The organism is Hydrogenispora ethanolica (assembly GCF_004340685.1).
GTDB lineage: Bacteria > Bacillota > UBA4882 > UBA8346 > UBA8346 > Hydrogenispora > Hydrogenispora ethanolica.
Genome location: NZ_SLUN01000002.1, coordinates 240535 through 258655, shown reverse-complemented (window position 1 = coordinate 258655; position 18121 = coordinate 240535). Strand labels below are relative to the sequence as shown.

The following is an 18121-nucleotide window of genomic DNA, read 5'->3' as shown; positions in this document are numbered from 1 at the left end:
GGCGCGCTGGCGCGCCTTGTCAAAGTCGCCTGTATTCCCCGGTTATTTCTTTTTCATCACATTCTTGATCGCTGCCTCAAGTTCTTGGACTGCCTGTTTGGCGTTGATCTCTCCCAACAGCGCTTTTTGGAAGATCGGCGGGGCGACGGATTGTTCAATCGTAACCCATTGCGCGATCTGCGGCGGAGGCGTCACTCCGTCCCGTTCGGCGTATTGCAGGCTTTCGACGAATACTTTGATGACCGGATCTTTCTTGGCATCCTCCTGGGCTTTCTTGGTGGCGGGCAAGCCGCAGCCATATTTGATCGCCCAGATCTGTTGCGCTTCGTCACTCAGGAGGTAGGTAGCGAATTTCCAGGCTTCGTTGGGATGTTTGGTCGTCTTGAAAATACCCACCGGACATCCGCCGATATGAGCGGCATGGCGTTCCGATTTCGGTTCCAAGGCCACGCCCCAGTTGATCTTGGACGCGTACATGTTGCCGAGATTCCAAGGCCCGTTGAACATCATCGCCACTTTGCCGGAGAGGAAATACTGCTCCTCCGCCACATAATCGATGGAGGGGACATCGGGCGGAGTTACCTTATGTTTTCGATATAAGTCAAGGTAAAATTGCATCCCTTTGATGTTTTTCGGCGAATCCACGACCACCTTGTTGCCATGCGCGGTATCCACCCAATCGCCGTCGCCGGCCGCCAGCATAAATTCCCTTACCGGAATGGTCAAGGAGACGTTGCCCCGGACCACGAAACCCCATTGATCGATTTTGCCATCGTTATTCGTATCCAGGGTCAGCTTTTGAGCGTTCTCCAGGAACTCGTCCCAAGTAACCGGCGGCTTGGGATTTCCGGCCTGATCGACGATGCCCGCTTTTTTGAACAAATCTTTGTTATAGAACATTACATTGGAGCCGGCGAACCAGGGAACGGCATAATAATGCCCATTATACATCGCTTGCGAAAGGCTGATCTTAGCGACTTTATTTTTGTCGGCCCAAGTTTTGTAGCGTTTGTCCAAATTGAGCAGAACGCCTTTGGCGCCATAATCGGCGGCGCCGGTCTGATTTAGCTGGGACAGATCGGGCAGAGTTCCGGCGGCGATGGCGGTAGCCGTCTTCTGTTCGACGCTGTCCCAGGGGGTAAGAACGACTTTAATCTTGATCCCCGGATTCGCTTTCTCGAAGTTGGCCACGATCTTGTTCATGGCTTCGACATTGGAAGGCCGGGTGTCCCGCAGCCAGAATTGCAAAGTCACCGGTTTGCCTGCCGCAAACGCGGTGCTCAACGTCAAACTGACCATGAGGCATAACGCGAAAATACATCCTGTAACGACACGGAAATGATTCCTTTTCATTCTCATCAACTCTCCTCTCTTTCTTCTATCTCTGGGCCTCAAACGGCTTTAACTGCTTAAGAGCCTCACCTTCTTTCAAAGTTTTTTCTCCCGGAAGATCAAAAGCCTTTGCTGACAACCGCCTGGCGGACCGCTTTCAAAGCCTGCGTGGCTTTTTCGCCCATTTTTAAAGCGACACCGACGTAAAGCGTATCGATGATGGCCAGTTGCGCGATTCGTGACGCCATGGCGTCACTGCGGAACATCATCTCCTCGGAGGTGGTGAATAATTTGATATCGGCAACTTCCGAAATGGGCGATTTGGCATAATGGGTGATACAAATCGTCGTGGCGCCCTGTTGCTTGGCAATCTGAAGCGCTTCAACCGTATCGCGCACGCTCCCGGAATGGGAGATGGCGAGCGCCACATCCTGCGGGCCCAGTAAAGCCGCTGACATCGCCTGCAGATTGCAGTCCGTGTAAACCGCGGAACGGACCCCGATCTTCATGAATTTATGGCGGGCATCTTCAGCGATGCACCCCGATCCTCCCAGACCGTAAATGTCGAACTTCGCCGCCTTGGCGATGGCGTCAATCGCCCGGCTGAGTTCGGCGTCATCCGTAATCATCACCGTGTCCTGCAATGCCTTGATGCTTCCGACAAAGACCTTCTGTTTGATCTCGGAAACGTCATCGTCTTCACTGATCTCTTCATGGATCGCTTGCAAGGTCGGAACGATATCCTGGGCCAGGGCGATCTTTAAACCTTGAAACCCTTTGTGTCCCAAACGCCGGCAAAAGCGGACCACTGTCGCTTCGCTGACACCCGCCGCTTCGGCGAGTTCCGTGATGGACTGGTAGACGATTTTATCCTGATTGTTCAGTACATAATCGGCCACTCGCCGTTCCGCCGCGCCGAGCACCGACAATACGGAACGTAATTTGATCTCCCAGACCGGCGTTCTGGAGACCGTCACGGCATCGTTCGGCTGGTTGCTCATGAAAACCCTCCTTCTTTTCCTTCTCTGATACTGAATACTAGCGATCCGTTCTGAATTTCGTCAATAATTGGATCTTGTGGCGTACCACTTTCTCAACACAATCCCGGGCATGCCCCAGCGCTTCGCGGGGCGCAACCGTGGGGTCGGCAGTGAGTATTTCTAGCATTCCCTGATTGAAGGCCATCATTAAATCGGTCCCGATATTCAGTTTGGCCGCGCCCAGACGGACGATCTCCACGATATCCTCATCCGGAGTATTGGAACCGCCATGAACCACCACCGGTATCTTGACCACCTCCAGAATCCGCTTTAAAAGATCAAAATCAATGACCGGTTTGGAAGAATAAATTCCGTGCGCCGTTCCGATGGAAACCGCTAAAGCGTCCACTCCGGTTTTGACTACAAATTCCGCCGCCAAATCCGGGTCGGTCATTGCGGAATTCCGTACCTCCACACTGGCGCCGGCGCTAAAAATCTCCCCTAATTCGGCCTCGACGGAGACTCCGCGCGCGTGAGCCGCTTCAACCACTTTCCGGGTGGTCAGAATATTGGCTTGGAAATCGGAGGTGGCAAGATCGATCATTACCCCGGAGAATCCCGATTCCATACAATAAATGGCTTGTTCGAAACTTTTGCCATGATCCAGGCTCAGTGCGATCGGAATGGGGGCCGCCTCAGCCGCAGCATTGGCGATGGCGCTGATAAACGGTCCGCCCGTATGCTCCAGATCCTCATGATAGACTTGCATAATCAGCGGCGTATGCTCTTTGGCGGCAGCATTGACTACCGCCTGCGCCGTTTCCAAGTTCACCACGTTAAAGCCGCCGATTGCAAAATGATGCTCCCGCGCATTTTGCAGCATACCGTCGAAAGGGACAATTCTCATGTTGACTCCTCCTTGTTCGAATGGGGTTCCTATGATTTCTTGTATTTTCTTAATTGATGAAAATTATCTTCACATCCAAATACTATCAAGATTTTCATCAGATGTCAAGATTGATGAAACCTTCCGGCGAGTTTTTTTGCACCCAGTTTGGCAACGTTCCGGTTCCCAACCTTTGCGCAAACCAGGAACGGCTTCATCCCGAAATGAAAGCAAAAAACTTCCGAGGGATTCGGAAGTTTAGCGATGACTCATTTACTATCAACTACTCAGAAAATAAATCATGTATCAACAGGGAAAAATAAATCTAAAAGAATAATCTTCCCGCCAAGACGCGGAGACGCAGAAAAAGAACGTATACTAATGATTGAGGGGATTATTATATTAAAAACTCTGCGTCTTTGCGCCTCTGCGGGAGTATAAAAATGGCTTATTTTCATCCTTTCGATTGCCCCAGCTATACTGGGGTGGGGGACTACTACCAGAACATCTAGGCCGGGGAAGTCTTTGCGTTGCGTATCCGTATGGGAAACCCGGAGCCGAACCGAATGTATGAGCCGCGCTCCGGCTGAAAAACTTTGCGCCGGCCATTGCCGAGCTTGAAGTCCATAATTTGAGTCCCGGGCGACTACAAATGGCGGAGTTCGATTCTTTTTTTCAATTCGTTGACCTCGCTCAAGTCGATGAATCCCACTTCGCGGTGCATCGCGTTGGAGACTCCGCAGGCCATGGAGAGGCAAAACGCTTCCTCGACATCGCTCCCGCGATTGATGGCCGCGGCATACCCCGCCACACTGGCGTCGCCGGAGCCTATCGAAGACTGGTTGCTGATCACGGGCGGGCTGGCTTGGAGCCTAACCGTATGGTTGACCAGGATCGCCCCGCTTTTCCCCATCGAGACCATCAGGTTTTCAAATCCTTTTGCCATCAGGCGCTCCGCTTGGGCCACGATGGTCCGGTCGTCAACTTTATTTTCGAGCCCCAGGTATTCCGAGAACTCTTTGAGGTTCGGTTTGGCAAAATAGTATTGGCCCGGAAGCGAAGCATGAAACGCTTCACCATAGGTATCCAGGAAGCAATAGGCCGCTTTCGCCACGCAGATCGCAGCGATGGCTTTATAGATGGAGGGCGGCGCGCCGTTAATGATCGCTCCCGAACAAATCACGATGTCGCCGGGGGCGATGTCCGCCGTCAGCTGCCCGATCAGCGCTTGCAATTCCTCCTCGGCGACGGCGGGCCCCAATTCGAGGATCTCTGTTTCAAGATTTCTTTCCTTATCAATGACATTGATCGTGGTTCGGGTATCGCCCGCGATCTCGATGAATTTCGATTGAATGCCCAGCGAGATGAGTTCATCTTCCAGTCTCCGGCCGGAATCGCCCCCGATAAAGCCGTAGATGGCACAGGCCTCGCCCAGCAGGGCCAAGACTTTGGCGACATTCACGCCCTTGCCGCCGGCGTAGCGGGCCGGGCAATTATCCCGGTACAAACGGCCGGCTGTAAAATGATTAATGAAATATACCTTGTCGATCACCGGATTCAGACAGATGCTTCTGATCATGCCAACACAGTCCCTTGTCCATTTTATTCTCCAACTTCGACCCAAGCCGGACCCTTCAATATCTCCCGGAACTTAAAACGACATCCCTCATTTTATGGCGCACCTCCGCCATGAAAGCTTCTCTTCCCACCGCCGAATATTTCCGGGGATCGTAAATTTCGGGCCTTTCGGCCATCAATTTTCGCACGGCCGCGGTATAAGCGTTGAAATTATCCACATCCATATTCACCTTGCAGACGCCCGATCGCACCGTTTCCTTGATCAGCCTTTCGGGGACATTCTTCATGGATTCGACCTTTCCGCCATACCGGTTGATGGTATCGATGTATGCCGCGGTAAGCGACGCTCCGCCGTGCAACACCAGCGGATAACCCGGCAGGTTCTGCGAAATTTTTTGGAGGCGTTCCATATCGATCGTCAGATCCCGGTCCGCCTTAATGCCGCCGTGGGAAGTCCCCACCGCCACCGCCAGCGAATCGCAGCCGCTGCGCCGGACGAACTCGACGACATCGTCCGGGTCGGTGTAATGGTTCTCCTCGGAGAAGAAATCATCCTCAAACCCGGGCAGGCTTCCCAATTCCGCCTCGACCCAGACGCCCTTGGCATGGGCGTAATCGGCCACTTTTCTGACCAGCCGGATATTCTCCTCGAAAGTCAGCATCGAGCCGTCGACCATCACCGATGCGAAACCGGAGTCAATGCTTTTTTGGCAGGTTTCAAAGTCCGCGCAGTGGTCGTGATGGATGCACACGGGCACCGTCAGGGGTTCGGCCATCATGGCGATGAGTTTCACGAACCTTTCGACATCGCCCACATACTTCCGGGTACCCATGGATACCTGGACAATCACGGCCGACCGCTCCATTGCGGCGGCCTGCAAAACCGCCTGGATGCTTTCCAGGTTGAAAACGTTAAACGCTCCCAACGCATATCCTTCTTGATAGGCTTTCTTGAAAATCTCTCCCGGCTTTACCAGGGCCATTGCCAACACTTCCTTCACCAACGCTGTAAACGTTTCTTCGCGCCCCAAGAGTCGCAACCGCCCGATAGGGGCGTTTCATTCCTAACATCCGAACCGTTCCGCCAAAAATTGTTCGACGCGTTGCAATGCTTCCATCCCATCCGCCGGGCGGTTGAACCAGCCATGCCCTTTTCCATCAAAAATGGCGATCTCCGCCGGAATCCCTTGCTCCGTCAATCGTTGATGCATTTGTTCCGACTTCTCACAGGGGATGACCGCGTCCTCCCTGCCGTGAAGCAGCAACATGGGAACGGCGTCCGGCCCGATTCTCAGCAACGGCGAAGCCTCGGCATATTTCTCCGGAATATCCGCCGCCGCTCCGCCCAAGTATTGCTCCACATGCTCTATTTCACCGCCGGCCGTTTCAAGATAACTAAAAAAGTCAAACATCCCGTTGAATAGGATCGCTCCATTGACAGCGCTGGAAAACTCCCCGTAGCCGCCGGCGCCGTCATAGGCCGTCACGCCATTGGTAACGCCGGCCAAGGCGGCCAGGTTGCCGCCGGGAGACCCGCCCGCCACCACGATCCCGGCGGGATCGATACGGTATGCCGCGCCCATTGACCGGACCCAGCGCACCGCGCATTTCACATCTTGCAGCGCCGCCGGAAAAGGAGCCACCCCGCTCAGACGATAATTGAGCGATACGGTGAAAACATTGCGCTGCAACGCCAAGTAGGCCGCCTGCCATTGGAACTGTTTTTTGTCGCCGCTCCAAAACCCGCCGCCGTGCAGGAAAATAACGGCGGGCCTGTCTTGAACCGGCCTTTTTTCCCGGTAGTAAATATCGGCGGTGATATCCTCCTCGTCGATCCGGGTAACCATGCAATCCTCGATCAGATGTACCGACCGGGGCAGATAATCACTCTCACAATCCCGCCTCTTCAGTGATTCCCTGAAGATTTGATCCGCCACCATTTTCATCTCCGACTCCCGCTCATCTTCGCAATATTTCATGAAGCGCCGGGGATGAAACCAGGTTTCATTCCCGGCGCTCCGCCAAGCATTTTTCGAATACCGGACCGTTCCTACTTCTCACTGCGGAGTTCTTTCAACGCCGCCATCAGGTATTGGGGTTTCACGAAATCCTGGGCCGGCACAAACTTATCGAGCAGGCCCGCGTCGACAAACATCTTTTCATGTTGCTCATACCACTTCAGCGCGGTTCCGTTTTTAAAGATCTTCTCCACGGAACGGTTATCCAAGAAGTTGGTCTTATCAACCAGGCTGCCGATGATCTCCTTGGGCTGGCCCAGATAGTCGGCAACCATCCCCACCGTCTCGTCCATATGTTGAATCCGGTATTGCTGCCCTTTTAACAAGCATTTTAAGAATCTGACGACGGCTTCCTGGTTCTTGGGATTCTCGATAAAACGCGGCGTTGTCACCCAACTGTTGGGGAAGACGGCTTTCGGCAAGAAATCCCTGGAGGTCTGGATGGTGACGGTATTCTCGGGATTGCTCTTGCGAATCTGATCGGTATAGGGAGATTCGATGGAGATGCCGTCCACCTTATTGGTCATGAAGGCGGCCACTTTTCCGGCGGCATCCATATTGACGATATTCACCTTGGACGGATCGATTTTGGCTCGCTTCAGGGCGAGACTCAAGAAAAGTTCGGAGGTCGTCCCCTTGGTGATGCCGATGGTCTTGCCCGCCAGATTCTTAATGGATTTGATGCCCGATTTCTTGGTCACCATGATTTCACTGCTGAGATCGGTGCAATCCATCGCCAGCATGACGCACTGGCCCTTGGGTCCGAAGACGTGCGCTCCCACCCCGAGATAACCGATATCGATATCGCCCGCGATCATCGCGGCGATTTCGGGAGGCCCGGCTGTAAACCGCACCATTTGAACTTCCAGGTTTTCTTGTTTGAAATAGCCCTGTTTCTCCGCTGCCAAGATCGCGCCCAACCCGACCAGGTGCGGATGATAGGCGACGTTCAGGCGCAGTAATTCTTTAGGGGCCGTCACCGCCGCTTTTTTACTGCTTGCTCCTTCAGCGGTTCCCATCATGCAAAATGCGATCAAAAGTACCAGAAGAAACTTACCGCTCCGAAAACCCGTCAAAAAACTGTTTCTAAAATTGTTGCTCATCTTTACAACCACCTCTCATGTTGATTTATTATTCGAGAGAATTGCAAATTCACCGGGAAAAGCTTCACCGCCCATTGCATGGTCCGGTCTATCCGTTTCATCATGCGCCGGGCCGGCTGGCGAAGGTCCTCAACGGTCAGCGGCAATTCCCTGAATTACGACAGCGGCCAAGCCGGAAGCCGGATGAACATTCCGGTTGCGGATCACTTCATGTGGTCGAGGTATTCTTCGTAAACCTTGGACCACAAGGCATTCTTGATGTCATTGTACTCTTTGGTCACCTTCAGCTGCTGGGAGCGGGGATATGGCAGCTGAATGTCGATGATCTCCTTGATCCTTCCCGGCCTGGCGCTCATCAGGATGACTCTCTGGGCCAGCAGCACCGCTTCTTCCACATCGTGGGTTATGAAAAAACAGGTTTTTTTCTCTTTTTCCCAGGTATTCAACAAATTCTCCTGCAGCTGCGCCCTGGTCTGGGCATCCAGCGCCCCAAACGGTTCGTCCATCAGGAGCACATCCGGTCGCGCGGCGTAGGCCCTGGCGATGGCCACTCTTTGTTTCATCCCTCCCGAGAGCTCCTTGGGATAGGCATTGCCAAAGTCTTTCAATCCCACCAGCTCAATGTAGCTTGCGGCAATCTCTTTCCGCTCTTGCGGGGAGATATTTTTCAATTTGAGCCCGAATTCCACATTTTTCTGTACAGTCATCCAGGGGAAAAGCGCGTATTGTTGAAACACCACTCCTTTTCCCTCGCCCGGGCCGCGCACTTCTTTGCCGCCGACCCGCACCGACCCGGTGGTCGGTTCCAACAAGCCGGCGATGATGTTCAGCAGCGTGGTTTTGCCGCAGCCGCTCGGGCCGACCACGGAGACAAACTCGTTTTGCATCAAGTTGAGATTTACCGTCTCCAAGGCCACGTTGGGACCGGTCCTGCCTTCGAAAACTTTGCTGACATCCTTGATTTCGATCTCGATTCGCTGATTATCGCGGGTACTTATCACCGATTGTGCACCTCCTGCCATCCGGTCAGTTTTCGTTCCAGAAACAACACGACCTTATCCAAAACGAAACCAATCACGCCGATGGTGATGATCCCCAAAATTACCTCATCCATCTTAAAATACAGAGCCGCATCCTGAATCATATTGCCCAGTCCTTGCGACGAACCGGTGAGCTCGGCCGCGATCAAGGTCGTCAGGGCCGTGGCCAGCCCCAGTCTGATGCCCACCAGGATATACGGGAAAGAAGCGGGTACAATGATATCAAAAAAAATGTCTTTGTCCTTGGCATCGAGGACCCGGGCAGCTTTGATCAAAGTCGGATCGACATTTTTGATGCCCTGGTAGATGGTGATCACCATCACCAGAAACACCGCAAAAAAGATAATGGCGATTTTGGCGGAGGTCCCGATGCCAAAGATCACGATGACCAGCGGAATTAAGGCGATTGGCGGAATGGTTCGGAAAAACTGAATCCATGGCTCGACGATGGCCCGGAAGAGCTTATACCACCCCAAAAGGAAGGCGATGGGAATGGAGACGAGGACTCCGAGGCCAAAACCTCCGAAAACCCTGATCAGGCTGACATATATATTGGTCAGCAATTTCCCGTTTTCAAGATTACGGATCAGCGCTTTCAAAACAATCGCCGGGCCGACAATGATCGAACCGATTCCGGAAATTGAAGAAATCAGGCTCCACAAAAGGAGTATCGTTCCGAACGAGATGATCAGCATGGCCCCATTGCCGATATTTTCAATGGCCAGACCGCCCTTTTTCTCCATTCCGGAACGTTGCTTTTTCTCAGACATAGACTCCATCCTCCATAACCCTTTCATTCGTTATTGAATCCCGGCTATTGAACTTTTCATCATTCCCCCCTTCCGCAGTGACAGGAAACCAGCAGCGCCGTCATAGAGAACGTTTTCTATAAAGGTAAAATTTTTTATAGGGTTTGCACCGAGTCCCTGATAATGATATCCGAAGTGATCACATACTCTTTAAAATCTCTGGCATTGCCGTCATGATTGACCCTGTCCAAAATAATCTGCCCCGCCTTGCGCCCGATGGCGTATGGATTCTGCGAGGCGATGGTAAGCTTGGGCTCGATCAGTTCCAGCAGGTCGACCGTACCGAAGGAAACGATCGAGATATCATCCGGAATTTTCATTCCAAATTCCCGGACGGCGATGACCGCGCCTTCGGCCATAATATTGTTGGCGCAGAAAATAGCCGTCGGCAAATGGTTTTGATTCTCGACAATCAGCCGTTTCGCGGCATGGTAAGCTTCCATTCTCGTAAAACCGCCCTTGAATACGTACCGTTCCTCGACGGGAAGGTCGTTATGCTTCATGGCCTCTTTAAATCCGTCAAACCGCTCCAGGCCGACGCTGATGGACAGCGCTACGTTAATGATGGCGATTTTCCGGTGCCCGCTCTTTATTAAGTATTCGGTGAGCTGATAGGCGGCATTGAAATTATCTTCGACAACCACGTCGGTGTCCACGCCTTTCAGCTTCCGATCGATTAAAACCACCGGCATGCCTTGATCGACCAATTGTTTGATATACAGACCGTCCGGATCGGAGGAAGCAATCACCATCGCCTCGACCCGTTTCTCATTTAACAGCTCCAGTAATTTCCGCTCTTTTTGCGGGATGCCGTCGCTGCTGCAAAATACCAGGCTATGATTTTCGTTGCTGATCACGCTTTCCATGGCCTTGGCAATCTGCATGAAATACGGATTGGCGATGTCCGCCACCACAAAGCCGATCATCTGGGTCTTGCTGTTCTTCAAGCTCCTGGCGATCCCATTGGGCTGATAATTCAGTTCCTTCATGCAGCGCAGGACTTCATCCCGAACCTCTTCGCTGACAGGGTAATTATTATTCAACACCCGTGAAACGGTGGAAGTGGATACATTCGCTTTTCGGGCCACCTCTTTGATGGTGACTTTGGTCATTGGCAATCGGGCCTCCCCAAAAGGACTGGCTTCGGCAGTGATCCGTAAGTTTTTTGGATAATAAAACGTTCTTTCATTTCATTTGTCCAAAATTCTAGCGTATTTCAGAAAACGTTATCTATTCCACATCAATTTTTCCCTTCAACTTTCGGGGACAAACGTATTGAACATTTAAGCGAACCCGCAGAACACCGCAAATATCACCACATAGAGCTGCATTGAATTGCGAGCTCATTGCCTAGAGGAATTTTAAAAACGAACCGAATGATAGAGAACGTTATCTATTTTTATAATACTTTTAACTGATAATTTAGTCAAGACTTTTATCGGCCTGCTCCGTAAAGTCTCCGCCGCCAAAGAGTGCACTGGCAAATTCAACTGCCGGTCATATGAATAAACGATTACGCCGCAGGGTAAATTTAAAAAAGGAAGCGAATGAAGAAACGAAAATGACAAATTTTAAATTATATGGTAATATCAAGTTGGATAACAAGCGTGACAAATTAGGAATTTGTCGGGCCAGTTTGAATTGCGGATTGTTTATGTTTTCTTCGCCTTTGACCGGGAAGAGGACCGTAATGGAGGTAGGAAGATGAATATTGAGATACGTAAATTGACGCCGGACCTTGTGGATGATTATGTGCACTTTTTTGATACGACGCCACATGCTACGTATAAAGATGAACACAAATGCTATTGTGTTTGGTGGTGCAATGATGATTATGAAGGGAAAGACCTTACATCGTCGGTAGCGGAAAGAAGGGACTACGCTATCCAATGTGTCAAAGGTGACAACATACAAGGCTATCTTGCCTATTGTGATGATAAGGTTGTGGGGTGGTGCAATGCCAATACAAAATCGGATTGCCTAAAATGCTACTGCTGGCGGCGGTTTATGGGTTCTGTGCCAACTGAAGAATCCATCCATGGCATAAAGGTGAAATCCATATTCTGCTTTGCTATTGCACCAGAAATGAAAAGAAAGGGTATTGCGAAGCGGTTCGTGGCACGCGTTTGCCAAGATGCGGTTCAAGACGGTTTTGATTTTGTGGAGGCTTATCCGAATAAAAAATTTATTGATGAAGCCGAGGATTTTATGGGGCCTGTCACATTGTATGAAAAAAGTGGATTTGCCGTATATTATGAAACTGAACAGAAGCTTGTTATGAGGAAACAGCTAAAGTAAATCAGTGTTTCATATGGTTTTCCGCGTTCATTTTAGTTCCCGAATCCATAGTATACGGGTGGTATCTTTAACTATGTGAACCTCCCCGTAGACATCCGGAGTTAGCGCCATGAGATCTTTACCCCCTGACATTACCCGATTTTAGCTGCCCTTCCCCGACTTATCCACAGCCGAAAATCATTAACCCCATCCAACGGATCCGTTTATCCACAGAAATAGCTTACTTATTCACAAAATGAGCTCTTTTATTCACAAAATGAGCTTGTTGGGCGACTGAAAGAGCTCATTCTTCCGAAAAAGAGCTCGTTCAGTCACAAAATGAGCTCACTTATCCACAAAAAGAGCTCGTTCAACGACTGAAAGAGCTCGTTCATTCACAAAACAAGCTTGTTTATTCACAAAATGAGCTTGTTCAACGATTGAAAGAACTCTTTTTCCACAAAAAGAGCTTCTTGAGCGATTGAAAGAGCTCTTTCAGCCGCCCAAAGAGAGCCGGGATTCACAAAATGAGTTCTTTCAGCTCCGCAATCCGATCACTTAGCCACTAAAAGAGGTAAAGAGAGCCCATCATGTGAGCTCTCTGCAATCACCCGGTTCAATTCCGCCGAACTTCAGCGCCGGCCTCTTGCCAAGGGAAGCATCCGCCAACCAATGCGGAAACATCCCCAACTCCCAGCCCCGCCGGACCCCTCCCGCCCCATAAAAAACCGTCCCGCCCATCCGGAAGGCCGGATGGGCGGGACGGTCGGGGTGCAAACGTAACTTCGAAGGGGCACCGGCCGGCTAACCTTTCAATCCCGACAGCACGATGCCTTCCACGAAATACTTCTGGCCGACGAAGTACAGGATGACGCTGGGGATGATCGACAGGGTGGAGGCGGCCATGATCGCCTTCCAATCGGTTCCGAACCCCGATCTGAAGTTGGCCAGCGCCTGGGAGACGGTGTTCATCTCGTTCCTGGAGATGTAGATCAGCGGCCCCATCAAGTCGTTCCACATCAGGATGAAGGTGAAAAGGCCCACCGTGATCAGGACCGGCTTGATCAGGGGCAGCAGGATCCGGAAGAGGATCCGCGCGTGGCTGGCGCCGTCCATATAGGCGGCCTCGTCCAATTCCCGGGGGATGGTCATCAAAAACTGCCGGATCAAAAAAATGTTCAGGGCGCCGCCGCCCAGAAAATGCGGGACGATGAGCGGAATATAGCTGTTGCCGAAGCCGATCGCGCTCCACCCCATGAAGATGGGGATGATCAGCACCGCCCCCGGCATCAGCATGCTCCCGATGACCAGCGCGAACCAGAATCGCTTCAGCGGAAAATCGAGCCGCGCGAAGCTGTAAGCCGCCAGCGTCGCGGTGAGCAGCACTCCGGCGACGGCGGGCAGGGCGATGGTCAGCGTATTGAGGAAGTACCGCCCGAAGGGAAAGACCGACAGGGTGTAGGGATAATTATCGAACCGCCAGTGGTGCGGCAGCAGCAACGGCGGATACTGGTTGATCTCCAGATTCGACATCAGGGAGGACCGCACCATCCAGAAGAACGGGAAGACGACCAGCGCCGCGACGATGACCACCAGAACGGTATTGGCCCGGTACCAAAACTTTTTTGTCGTATGCATGCCGTTTTTACCTCACTCCGATTGATAAAATGTCCAAAACCTGGAGGTAGCGAAGATGAACGCGGTCAATGCCGCGATAAACAGGAAAAAGAGCACCGACAACGCGCTGGCGTGGCCGAAGTTGTTGCGCATGAAGCCTTCCCGGTAAATTAGATAGACCATGAATAGCGTGGAATCGCTCGGCCCGCCCTTGGTCATGGCGTAAGCGGGCACAAAGACCTGCAGGTTGGCGATGAGGCTCATCAGGAAATTGTAGAAGATCACCGGCGACATCATCGGCACCGTGACGTGCCGGAACTTATGCCAGAAGTTGCCGCCGTCGACCTCCACCGCCTCCAGATAGGTCTTGGGCACTCCTTGCAGGCCGGCCAGAAAGATGACGATCAGGTTGCCGCTCATCCAGACCATCATCAGAATGATCGAAGGCATGGCCATCCGCTCGTCCTGAAGCCATTGGATCTTGTCGAATCCCAGCAGGTTCAGGACATAGTTGAAAACCCCGAAATTGGCCTCGTACATCCAGGACCAGACGATGCTGGAGCCGATGACCGGCACAATATAGGGCAAAAAGAGGATCGAGCGCCAGACGCCGCGGCCGGGGAGCGGCTGATTGAGCATCAGGGCCATGCAGAATGAATAGACGATGCCGGTCAGCACCGCCCCGACGGCAAAATACAGCGTCGCCACGACCGAACTCTGAAAGTAAAAATCGCTGGTGAAGATCTCCAGGTAATTGGCGAGCCCGATGAAGGCGGGCGGCTCCAGTCCCGACCAGTCGGTCAGGCTGATGCCGATCACTCCCAGCGTGGGCAGGATGGTCAAAAAGAGCAGCCCCAGAATGGCCGGGGTCAAAAACAGATAAGCGGTGACGGCGTTATGCCGTTGCAGCTTGGTTCGTCTCATTTCATTCACTCCAGTGACGATGCCAGAATTGATAATGGGCCTACCGCTCTCAAAGTTCCGCCGGGATCCCGTCCGGGCGGGGAGCGGCAGCGCCGTTATCCTCTTCCGCTCCCCGGCGGAAGAGGATAACCGGAGCGTCTGCAAAGCCGAGGGTTACTTCGGCCGGTTCTCCTCGAACAGCCGTTTCACTCTGGGCAGGATTCTGGTGATGTATTGCTTGGCGGTCAGCTTGCCGTTCCAAACCTGGTCCATTCCCGAATCGATCAGATCGTTCAGTTTGTCGAAGCTCGGGAAGTAATACCAGGGCACCTGCACCGCATTGTTCATGGCGTAGTCGACGACCGCCGTTTTGTACTGGGCGTACGGCGGATGGACGGGGTTGTCGGCCCATTTCCGGATCGCCTCGTCGCTGGCGTACCATTTGGCGGAGACCGGCATCCAGATGCCGCCGGTGATCAGATCCCAGCCGTTATCCTCGTCGCTGATCCAGCGCACGAAGGTCTTGGCAGCGGGGAGGTTCTTGGAGCTGTTGAAGACGACGAACGGTCCGCCGGTGTTGTAGGTGACCGCCTTCTTCATCCTCGGCAGGACGCCCACTCCGTACTGCAGGCCGTCCTTGAGCGAGTTTTTCAGGGAAACGCCGATCTCCCACTGGCCGCTGGTGGCCATGGCCACTTTGCCGGTGAGCAGGGTCACGTCCAGACTGGGCATGTTGTTCTTGTCGCCGATCGACGGCGCCACTTTGTCTTTGAGATAGAGGTCGGCGATGGCCTGGAGCGCCTGAACGGTCTGCGGGGTTCCCAGGAGCAGCTTCTGGCCGTCGGGGCTCATCACGCCGCCGCCGTTGGAGACCGCCAGCACCGGCCACATCCAGGAGAGCCGGTTGAAGTCCGCGCCGTAGGTGACGATATTCTTCGCATCAAAGCCGGGATCGTTCGGGGTTTTACCGTTCTTGTCCTTGGTCAGTTTTTTGGCGACCTCGACGAACTGCTTCCAGGTCCAGGCCTTGTCGGCGCTGGCCGGCGGATACGGCAGCTTGGCGGCGTCGAAGAGCTTTTTGTTATAATAGAGCAACAGGACTTCATTGGCGCAGCTGTAGCCGACCGTTTTGCCCTTGTAGGTAAAGGCCAGGGATTTGAGGGGCCGCTCGTCGGGCTTATACATATCGCCCACATCGGCCAGGAGGCCGGCGGCGGCGTAACGGATGGTCATCGGCTCCGCCATCATGCAGGTATCGGGGAGCTGTTTGGCGGCGGCCATCGTGTTCAGCTTGGTCTCGTAGTCGGCGCGGCTAACGGCGATCAGGGTGACATGGATCCCGTCATGGGACGCGTTGAACTTGTCGAGGGTCTTTTGGATATCCGCCGCTTCGGACTCGGTCGTATTGTACCAGGCCATGTAAGTAATCTCGGTCTTGGCGGCAAAAGCCGTGGCCGAGACGGCGATCATCGCGATCACTAAGCACACCAGAAACCAGCGTCTGCAATGGACCATGAAATCTTCCTCCCTTAATTGGTTTATTTTTTATGAATCCCCTGGAAAAACCCTTTTTGAGGATTGATCCCTCCCTTCCGTTTCCCGACCGTCGGGTTCGTTATCCCTGCTTTATCAAATCCTGAGATATCCAAACCGCCATCGAACCGGGTTCGCGGTTATCCCAAGCATAATAAGGAACGGCTTTAATGGGGATCTTCCGGTAGGACTCCTCCGCTCCGGCCGGCCGGTACAAGGTATTCTCCCAGCCCTGAAGTTCCGGGACCCACCCTTCCCCCTCGATGAGCGCGATCCCCCCCAGGAGCTCCGGGTCGAACCGGACGGTGAACCGGGCGTCTTTCGAGAGGACGATCCGCGCCACCGGAACCGGGTGGTCGGCCTCCTCCAGGCAATAGACCAGGGGGCCCCGCTGGAGCGCGACCCGGCCCATGGTTTGCCAGACCGCCGGATGGGCCGCCACCCGCTCCACCGGCATTTCTAGGGACAGTTCCACCCGGTCCCCTGGCTCCCACCTCCGCCGCAGCACGGCGTAGCCGTTCTCGACAGCCGGGTCCGCCGCTTCCTCATTCACCCGCAACCCATGGCGCCGGCACCAGCCCGGGATCCGCAGGCGCAGCGCGAATTCGGCCGGCCGGTCCAGCTCCAGCCGGAGCTGGATCCGGTCCCCCCAGGGATAATCGGTGGTTTGATGAAGGATGAGCGGATCGCCTTGGTCCAGGCTGACCCGCGCCGAGCCTTGCACGTACAGATGGACCGCTACCCCGTCCGCGCACCGCGAATAGAGATACTTGCCCAGGGAAGCCAGGAGCCGGGCGATATTCGGCGGGCAACAGGCGCACTCAAACCAGCCCTGGCGGTGCCGGTCCCCCGCGCTTTGCATCGGATTGTCATAGAAAAACTTCCGGCTGTCCAGCGCTACGCCGGACAAGAACCCGTTATAGAGTACCCGCTCCATGATATCGGCGAAACGGCCCTCCCCGGTCAGCTGCAACATCCGGTGCTGCCACATGATCATGCCCACCGCGGCGCAGGTTTCGGCATAGGACGTATCATTGGGGAGATCATAGTCCCGGGTGAATCCCTCGTTGCGGTTCGAAGGCCCGATCCCGCCGGTAATGTACATCCGGCGCGTGGTGACGTTCTGCCAGAGCCGTTCCAGCGCAGCCAACAGCCGGGGGTCGCCGGTCTCGGCGACGATGTCGGCCATGGCGCTGTACAAGTACATGGCCCGCACCGCATGGCCAACCACCTCGCTCTGTTCGGCCACGGGCTGATGGTCCTGGGCATAGCGGCCGTCATACTGCTCATCGCTCCCGTAGTATTGGGGGTTGACCAGTCCCGGCTTGCCGGGCTTGCCGGCGATCTCGTCCAGGTGGCCCAACTCCCACCGGAAGCGGGAATCGGCCTTGCCGCGCTGGCCGATGAAGAAGATGGCCAGGTTCAAATAGCGTTCGGTTCCGGTGACCCGGTACAGGTCGACCAGGGCGGTCTCGATCTCCTCGTGGCCGTCGGCCGCCTCCAATTTGCCCGGGCCGAAGATTGCGTCGATATGATCGGCCAGGCGGCAGGCGACATTCAGCAGCGTCCGCCGGCCGGTGGCTTCGAAGTGGGCCACCGCCGCCTGGAACAAATGCCCGGCGCAGTATAGTTCGTGGCACATGGCCAGGTTGGTGAATTTCTTATCCGGCTCGACCCACTGAAAATAAGTATCCAAGTACCCGTCCCGCTCCTGCGCGGCGGCGATCAGCGCGATGGTATCGTCCACCCATTGCTCCAGCTCCGGATCGGGATGGGTGGCCAGGGAGTAGCTGGCCGCTTCCAGCCATTTATAGGCGTCGGAGTCCATCCAGAAGGGCCCGGCATAGGCCCCGTCCGCCTGGCCGAGGACCCGTTTGAAATTATCCAGCACGCCGCTGCTCTGCAATTGCTGATACTGATAGGGCAGCGAATGCCGGCGGTTTCCCGCGATGCGGGGTTGCCAGAAGCGGTCTTCGATCTGCACCGCCCGGTGCGGTATTGCCCAAAAGCGTTGCTTGGAATCCAGTTGGCGGTTTACGGTCACG

At 54.0% G+C, this 18121-nt stretch carries 15 protein-coding genes; 1 reads left to right on the top strand and 14 read right to left on the bottom strand.

Annotation, left to right across the window (positions count from 1 at the left end):
- Positions 1-42: 42 nt before the first annotated feature.
- From EDC14_RS02765 to EDC14_RS02720, 10 genes are all read right to left on the bottom strand, one after another.
- Positions 43-1353, bottom strand: coding sequence for an ABC transporter substrate-binding protein (locus tag EDC14_RS02765; protein ID WP_243662779.1), 1311 nt, complete (start codon positions 1351-1353; stop codon positions 43-45).
- A 98-nt stretch (positions 1354-1451) separates the two neighbouring features.
- Entirely contained in the window at positions 1452-2333 is an 882-nt protein-coding gene (locus tag EDC14_RS02760; protein WP_132012648.1) for a MurR/RpiR family transcriptional regulator, read from the bottom strand.
- A gap of 37 nt (positions 2334-2370) precedes the next feature.
- The gene (locus EDC14_RS02755; RefSeq protein ID WP_132012647.1) at positions 2371-3219 is read right to left on the bottom strand and encodes a class II fructose-bisphosphate aldolase; all 849 of its coding nucleotides are present in this window, start codon (positions 3217-3219) and stop codon (positions 2371-2373) included.
- Positions 3220-3844: 625 nt separating this feature from the next.
- Complete coding sequence (locus EDC14_RS02750; RefSeq protein ID WP_132012646.1) at positions 3845-4777, bottom strand: 1-phosphofructokinase family hexose kinase; 933 nt, start codon at positions 4775-4777, stop codon at positions 3845-3847.
- Between the two features lie 55 nt (positions 4778-4832).
- Complete coding sequence (locus tag EDC14_RS02745) at positions 4833-5807, bottom strand: class II fructose-bisphosphate aldolase (RefSeq protein WP_341540139.1); 975 nt, start codon at positions 5805-5807, stop codon at positions 4833-4835.
- 33 nt (positions 5808-5840) lie between these two features.
- A complete protein-coding gene (locus EDC14_RS02740; protein ID WP_165907744.1) occupies positions 5841-6722 on the bottom strand; it encodes an alpha/beta hydrolase in 882 nt (293 codons plus the stop codon).
- A 104-nt stretch (positions 6723-6826) separates the two neighbouring features.
- On the bottom strand, positions 6827-7897 hold the full coding sequence (locus tag EDC14_RS02735; protein WP_132012644.1) for an ABC transporter substrate-binding protein: 1071 nt from the start codon (positions 7895-7897) through the stop codon (positions 6827-6829).
- 203 nt (positions 7898-8100) lie between these two features.
- Positions 8101-8919 (bottom strand): ABC transporter ATP-binding protein, encoded by an 819-nt coding sequence (locus tag EDC14_RS02730; protein ID WP_132012643.1) that lies wholly within the window; start codon positions 8917-8919, stop codon positions 8101-8103.
- Complete coding sequence (locus EDC14_RS02725; RefSeq protein WP_243662778.1) at positions 8895-9707, bottom strand: ABC transporter permease; 813 nt, start codon at positions 9705-9707, stop codon at positions 8895-8897. Before EDC14_RS02725 ends, EDC14_RS02730 begins: the two co-directional genes overlap by 25 nt.
- 134 nt (positions 9708-9841) lie before the next feature.
- On the bottom strand, positions 9842-10858 hold the full coding sequence (locus EDC14_RS02720) for a LacI family DNA-binding transcriptional regulator (protein WP_132012642.1): 1017 nt from the start codon (positions 10856-10858) through the stop codon (positions 9842-9844).
- A 592-nt stretch (positions 10859-11450) separates the two neighbouring features.
- Here EDC14_RS02720 and EDC14_RS02715 point away from each other — a divergent pair.
- Positions 11451-12044 carry a GNAT family N-acetyltransferase gene (locus EDC14_RS02715; protein ID WP_132012641.1) on the top strand — a complete coding sequence of 198 codons (594 nt, stop codon included), beginning with the start codon at positions 11451-11453 and terminating at the stop codon, positions 12042-12044.
- A 783-nt stretch (positions 12045-12827) separates the two neighbouring features.
- Here EDC14_RS02715 and EDC14_RS02710 read toward each other — a convergent pair.
- From EDC14_RS02710 to EDC14_RS02695, 4 genes are all read right to left on the bottom strand, one after another.
- On the bottom strand, positions 12828-13661 hold the full coding sequence (locus EDC14_RS02710) for a carbohydrate ABC transporter permease (protein WP_132012640.1): 834 nt from the start codon (positions 13659-13661) through the stop codon (positions 12828-12830).
- A gap of 12 nt (positions 13662-13673) precedes the next feature.
- Positions 13674-14564: a carbohydrate ABC transporter permease gene (locus EDC14_RS02705; protein WP_132012639.1), complete on the bottom strand. Its 891-nt coding sequence runs from the start codon at positions 14562-14564 to the stop codon at positions 13674-13676.
- A 153-nt stretch (positions 14565-14717) separates the two neighbouring features.
- Positions 14718-16058 (bottom strand): ABC transporter substrate-binding protein, encoded by a 1341-nt coding sequence (locus EDC14_RS02700; RefSeq protein ID WP_132012638.1) that lies wholly within the window; start codon positions 16056-16058, stop codon positions 14718-14720.
- A gap of 100 nt (positions 16059-16158) precedes the next feature.
- Positions 16159-18120 carry a glycoside hydrolase family 127 protein gene (locus EDC14_RS02695; RefSeq protein WP_243662777.1) on the bottom strand — a complete coding sequence of 654 codons (1962 nt, stop codon included), beginning with the start codon at positions 18118-18120 and terminating at the stop codon, positions 16159-16161.
- Position 18121 lies beyond the last annotated feature (1 nt).

Excerpts from the sequence above, each read along its gene's own strand:
- EDC14_RS02765 (WP_243662779.1), bottom strand. The coding sequence starts at position 1,353 with ATGAAAAGGAATCATTTCCGTGTCGTTACAGGATGTATTTTCGCGTTA.
- EDC14_RS02760 (WP_132012648.1), bottom strand. The coding sequence starts at position 2,333 with ATGAGCAACCAGCCGAACGATGCCGTGACGGTCTCCAGAACGCCGGTC.
- EDC14_RS02755 (WP_132012647.1), bottom strand. The coding sequence starts at position 3,219 with ATGAGAATTGTCCCTTTCGACGGTATGCTGCAAAATGCGCGGGAGCAT.
- EDC14_RS02750 (WP_132012646.1), bottom strand. The coding sequence starts at position 4,777 with ATGATCAGAAGCATCTGTCTGAATCCGGTGATCGACAAGGTATATTTC.
- EDC14_RS02740 (WP_165907744.1), bottom strand. The coding sequence starts at position 6,722 with ATGAAAATGGTGGCGGATCAAATCTTCAGGGAATCACTGAAGAGGCGG.
- EDC14_RS02735 (WP_132012644.1), bottom strand. The coding sequence starts at position 7,897 with ATGAGCAACAATTTTAGAAACAGTTTTTTGACGGGTTTTCGGAGCGGT.
- EDC14_RS02730 (WP_132012643.1), bottom strand. The coding sequence starts at position 8,919 with ATGGCAGGAGGTGCACAATCGGTGATAAGTACCCGCGATAATCAGCGA.
- EDC14_RS02725 (WP_243662778.1), bottom strand. The coding sequence starts at position 9,707 with ATGTCTGAGAAAAAGCAACGTTCCGGAATGGAGAAAAAGGGCGGTCTG.
- EDC14_RS02720 (WP_132012642.1), bottom strand. The coding sequence starts at position 10,858 with ATGACCAAAGTCACCATCAAAGAGGTGGCCCGAAAAGCGAATGTATCC.
- EDC14_RS02715 (WP_132012641.1), top strand. The coding sequence starts at position 11,451 with ATGAATATTGAGATACGTAAATTGACGCCGGACCTTGTGGATGATTAT.
- EDC14_RS02710 (WP_132012640.1), bottom strand. The coding sequence starts at position 13,661 with ATGCATACGACAAAAAAGTTTTGGTACCGGGCCAATACCGTTCTGGTG.
- EDC14_RS02705 (WP_132012639.1), bottom strand. The coding sequence starts at position 14,564 with ATGAGACGAACCAAGCTGCAACGGCATAACGCCGTCACCGCTTATCTG.
- EDC14_RS02700 (WP_132012638.1), bottom strand. The coding sequence starts at position 16,058 with ATGGTCCATTGCAGACGCTGGTTTCTGGTGTGCTTAGTGATCGCGATG.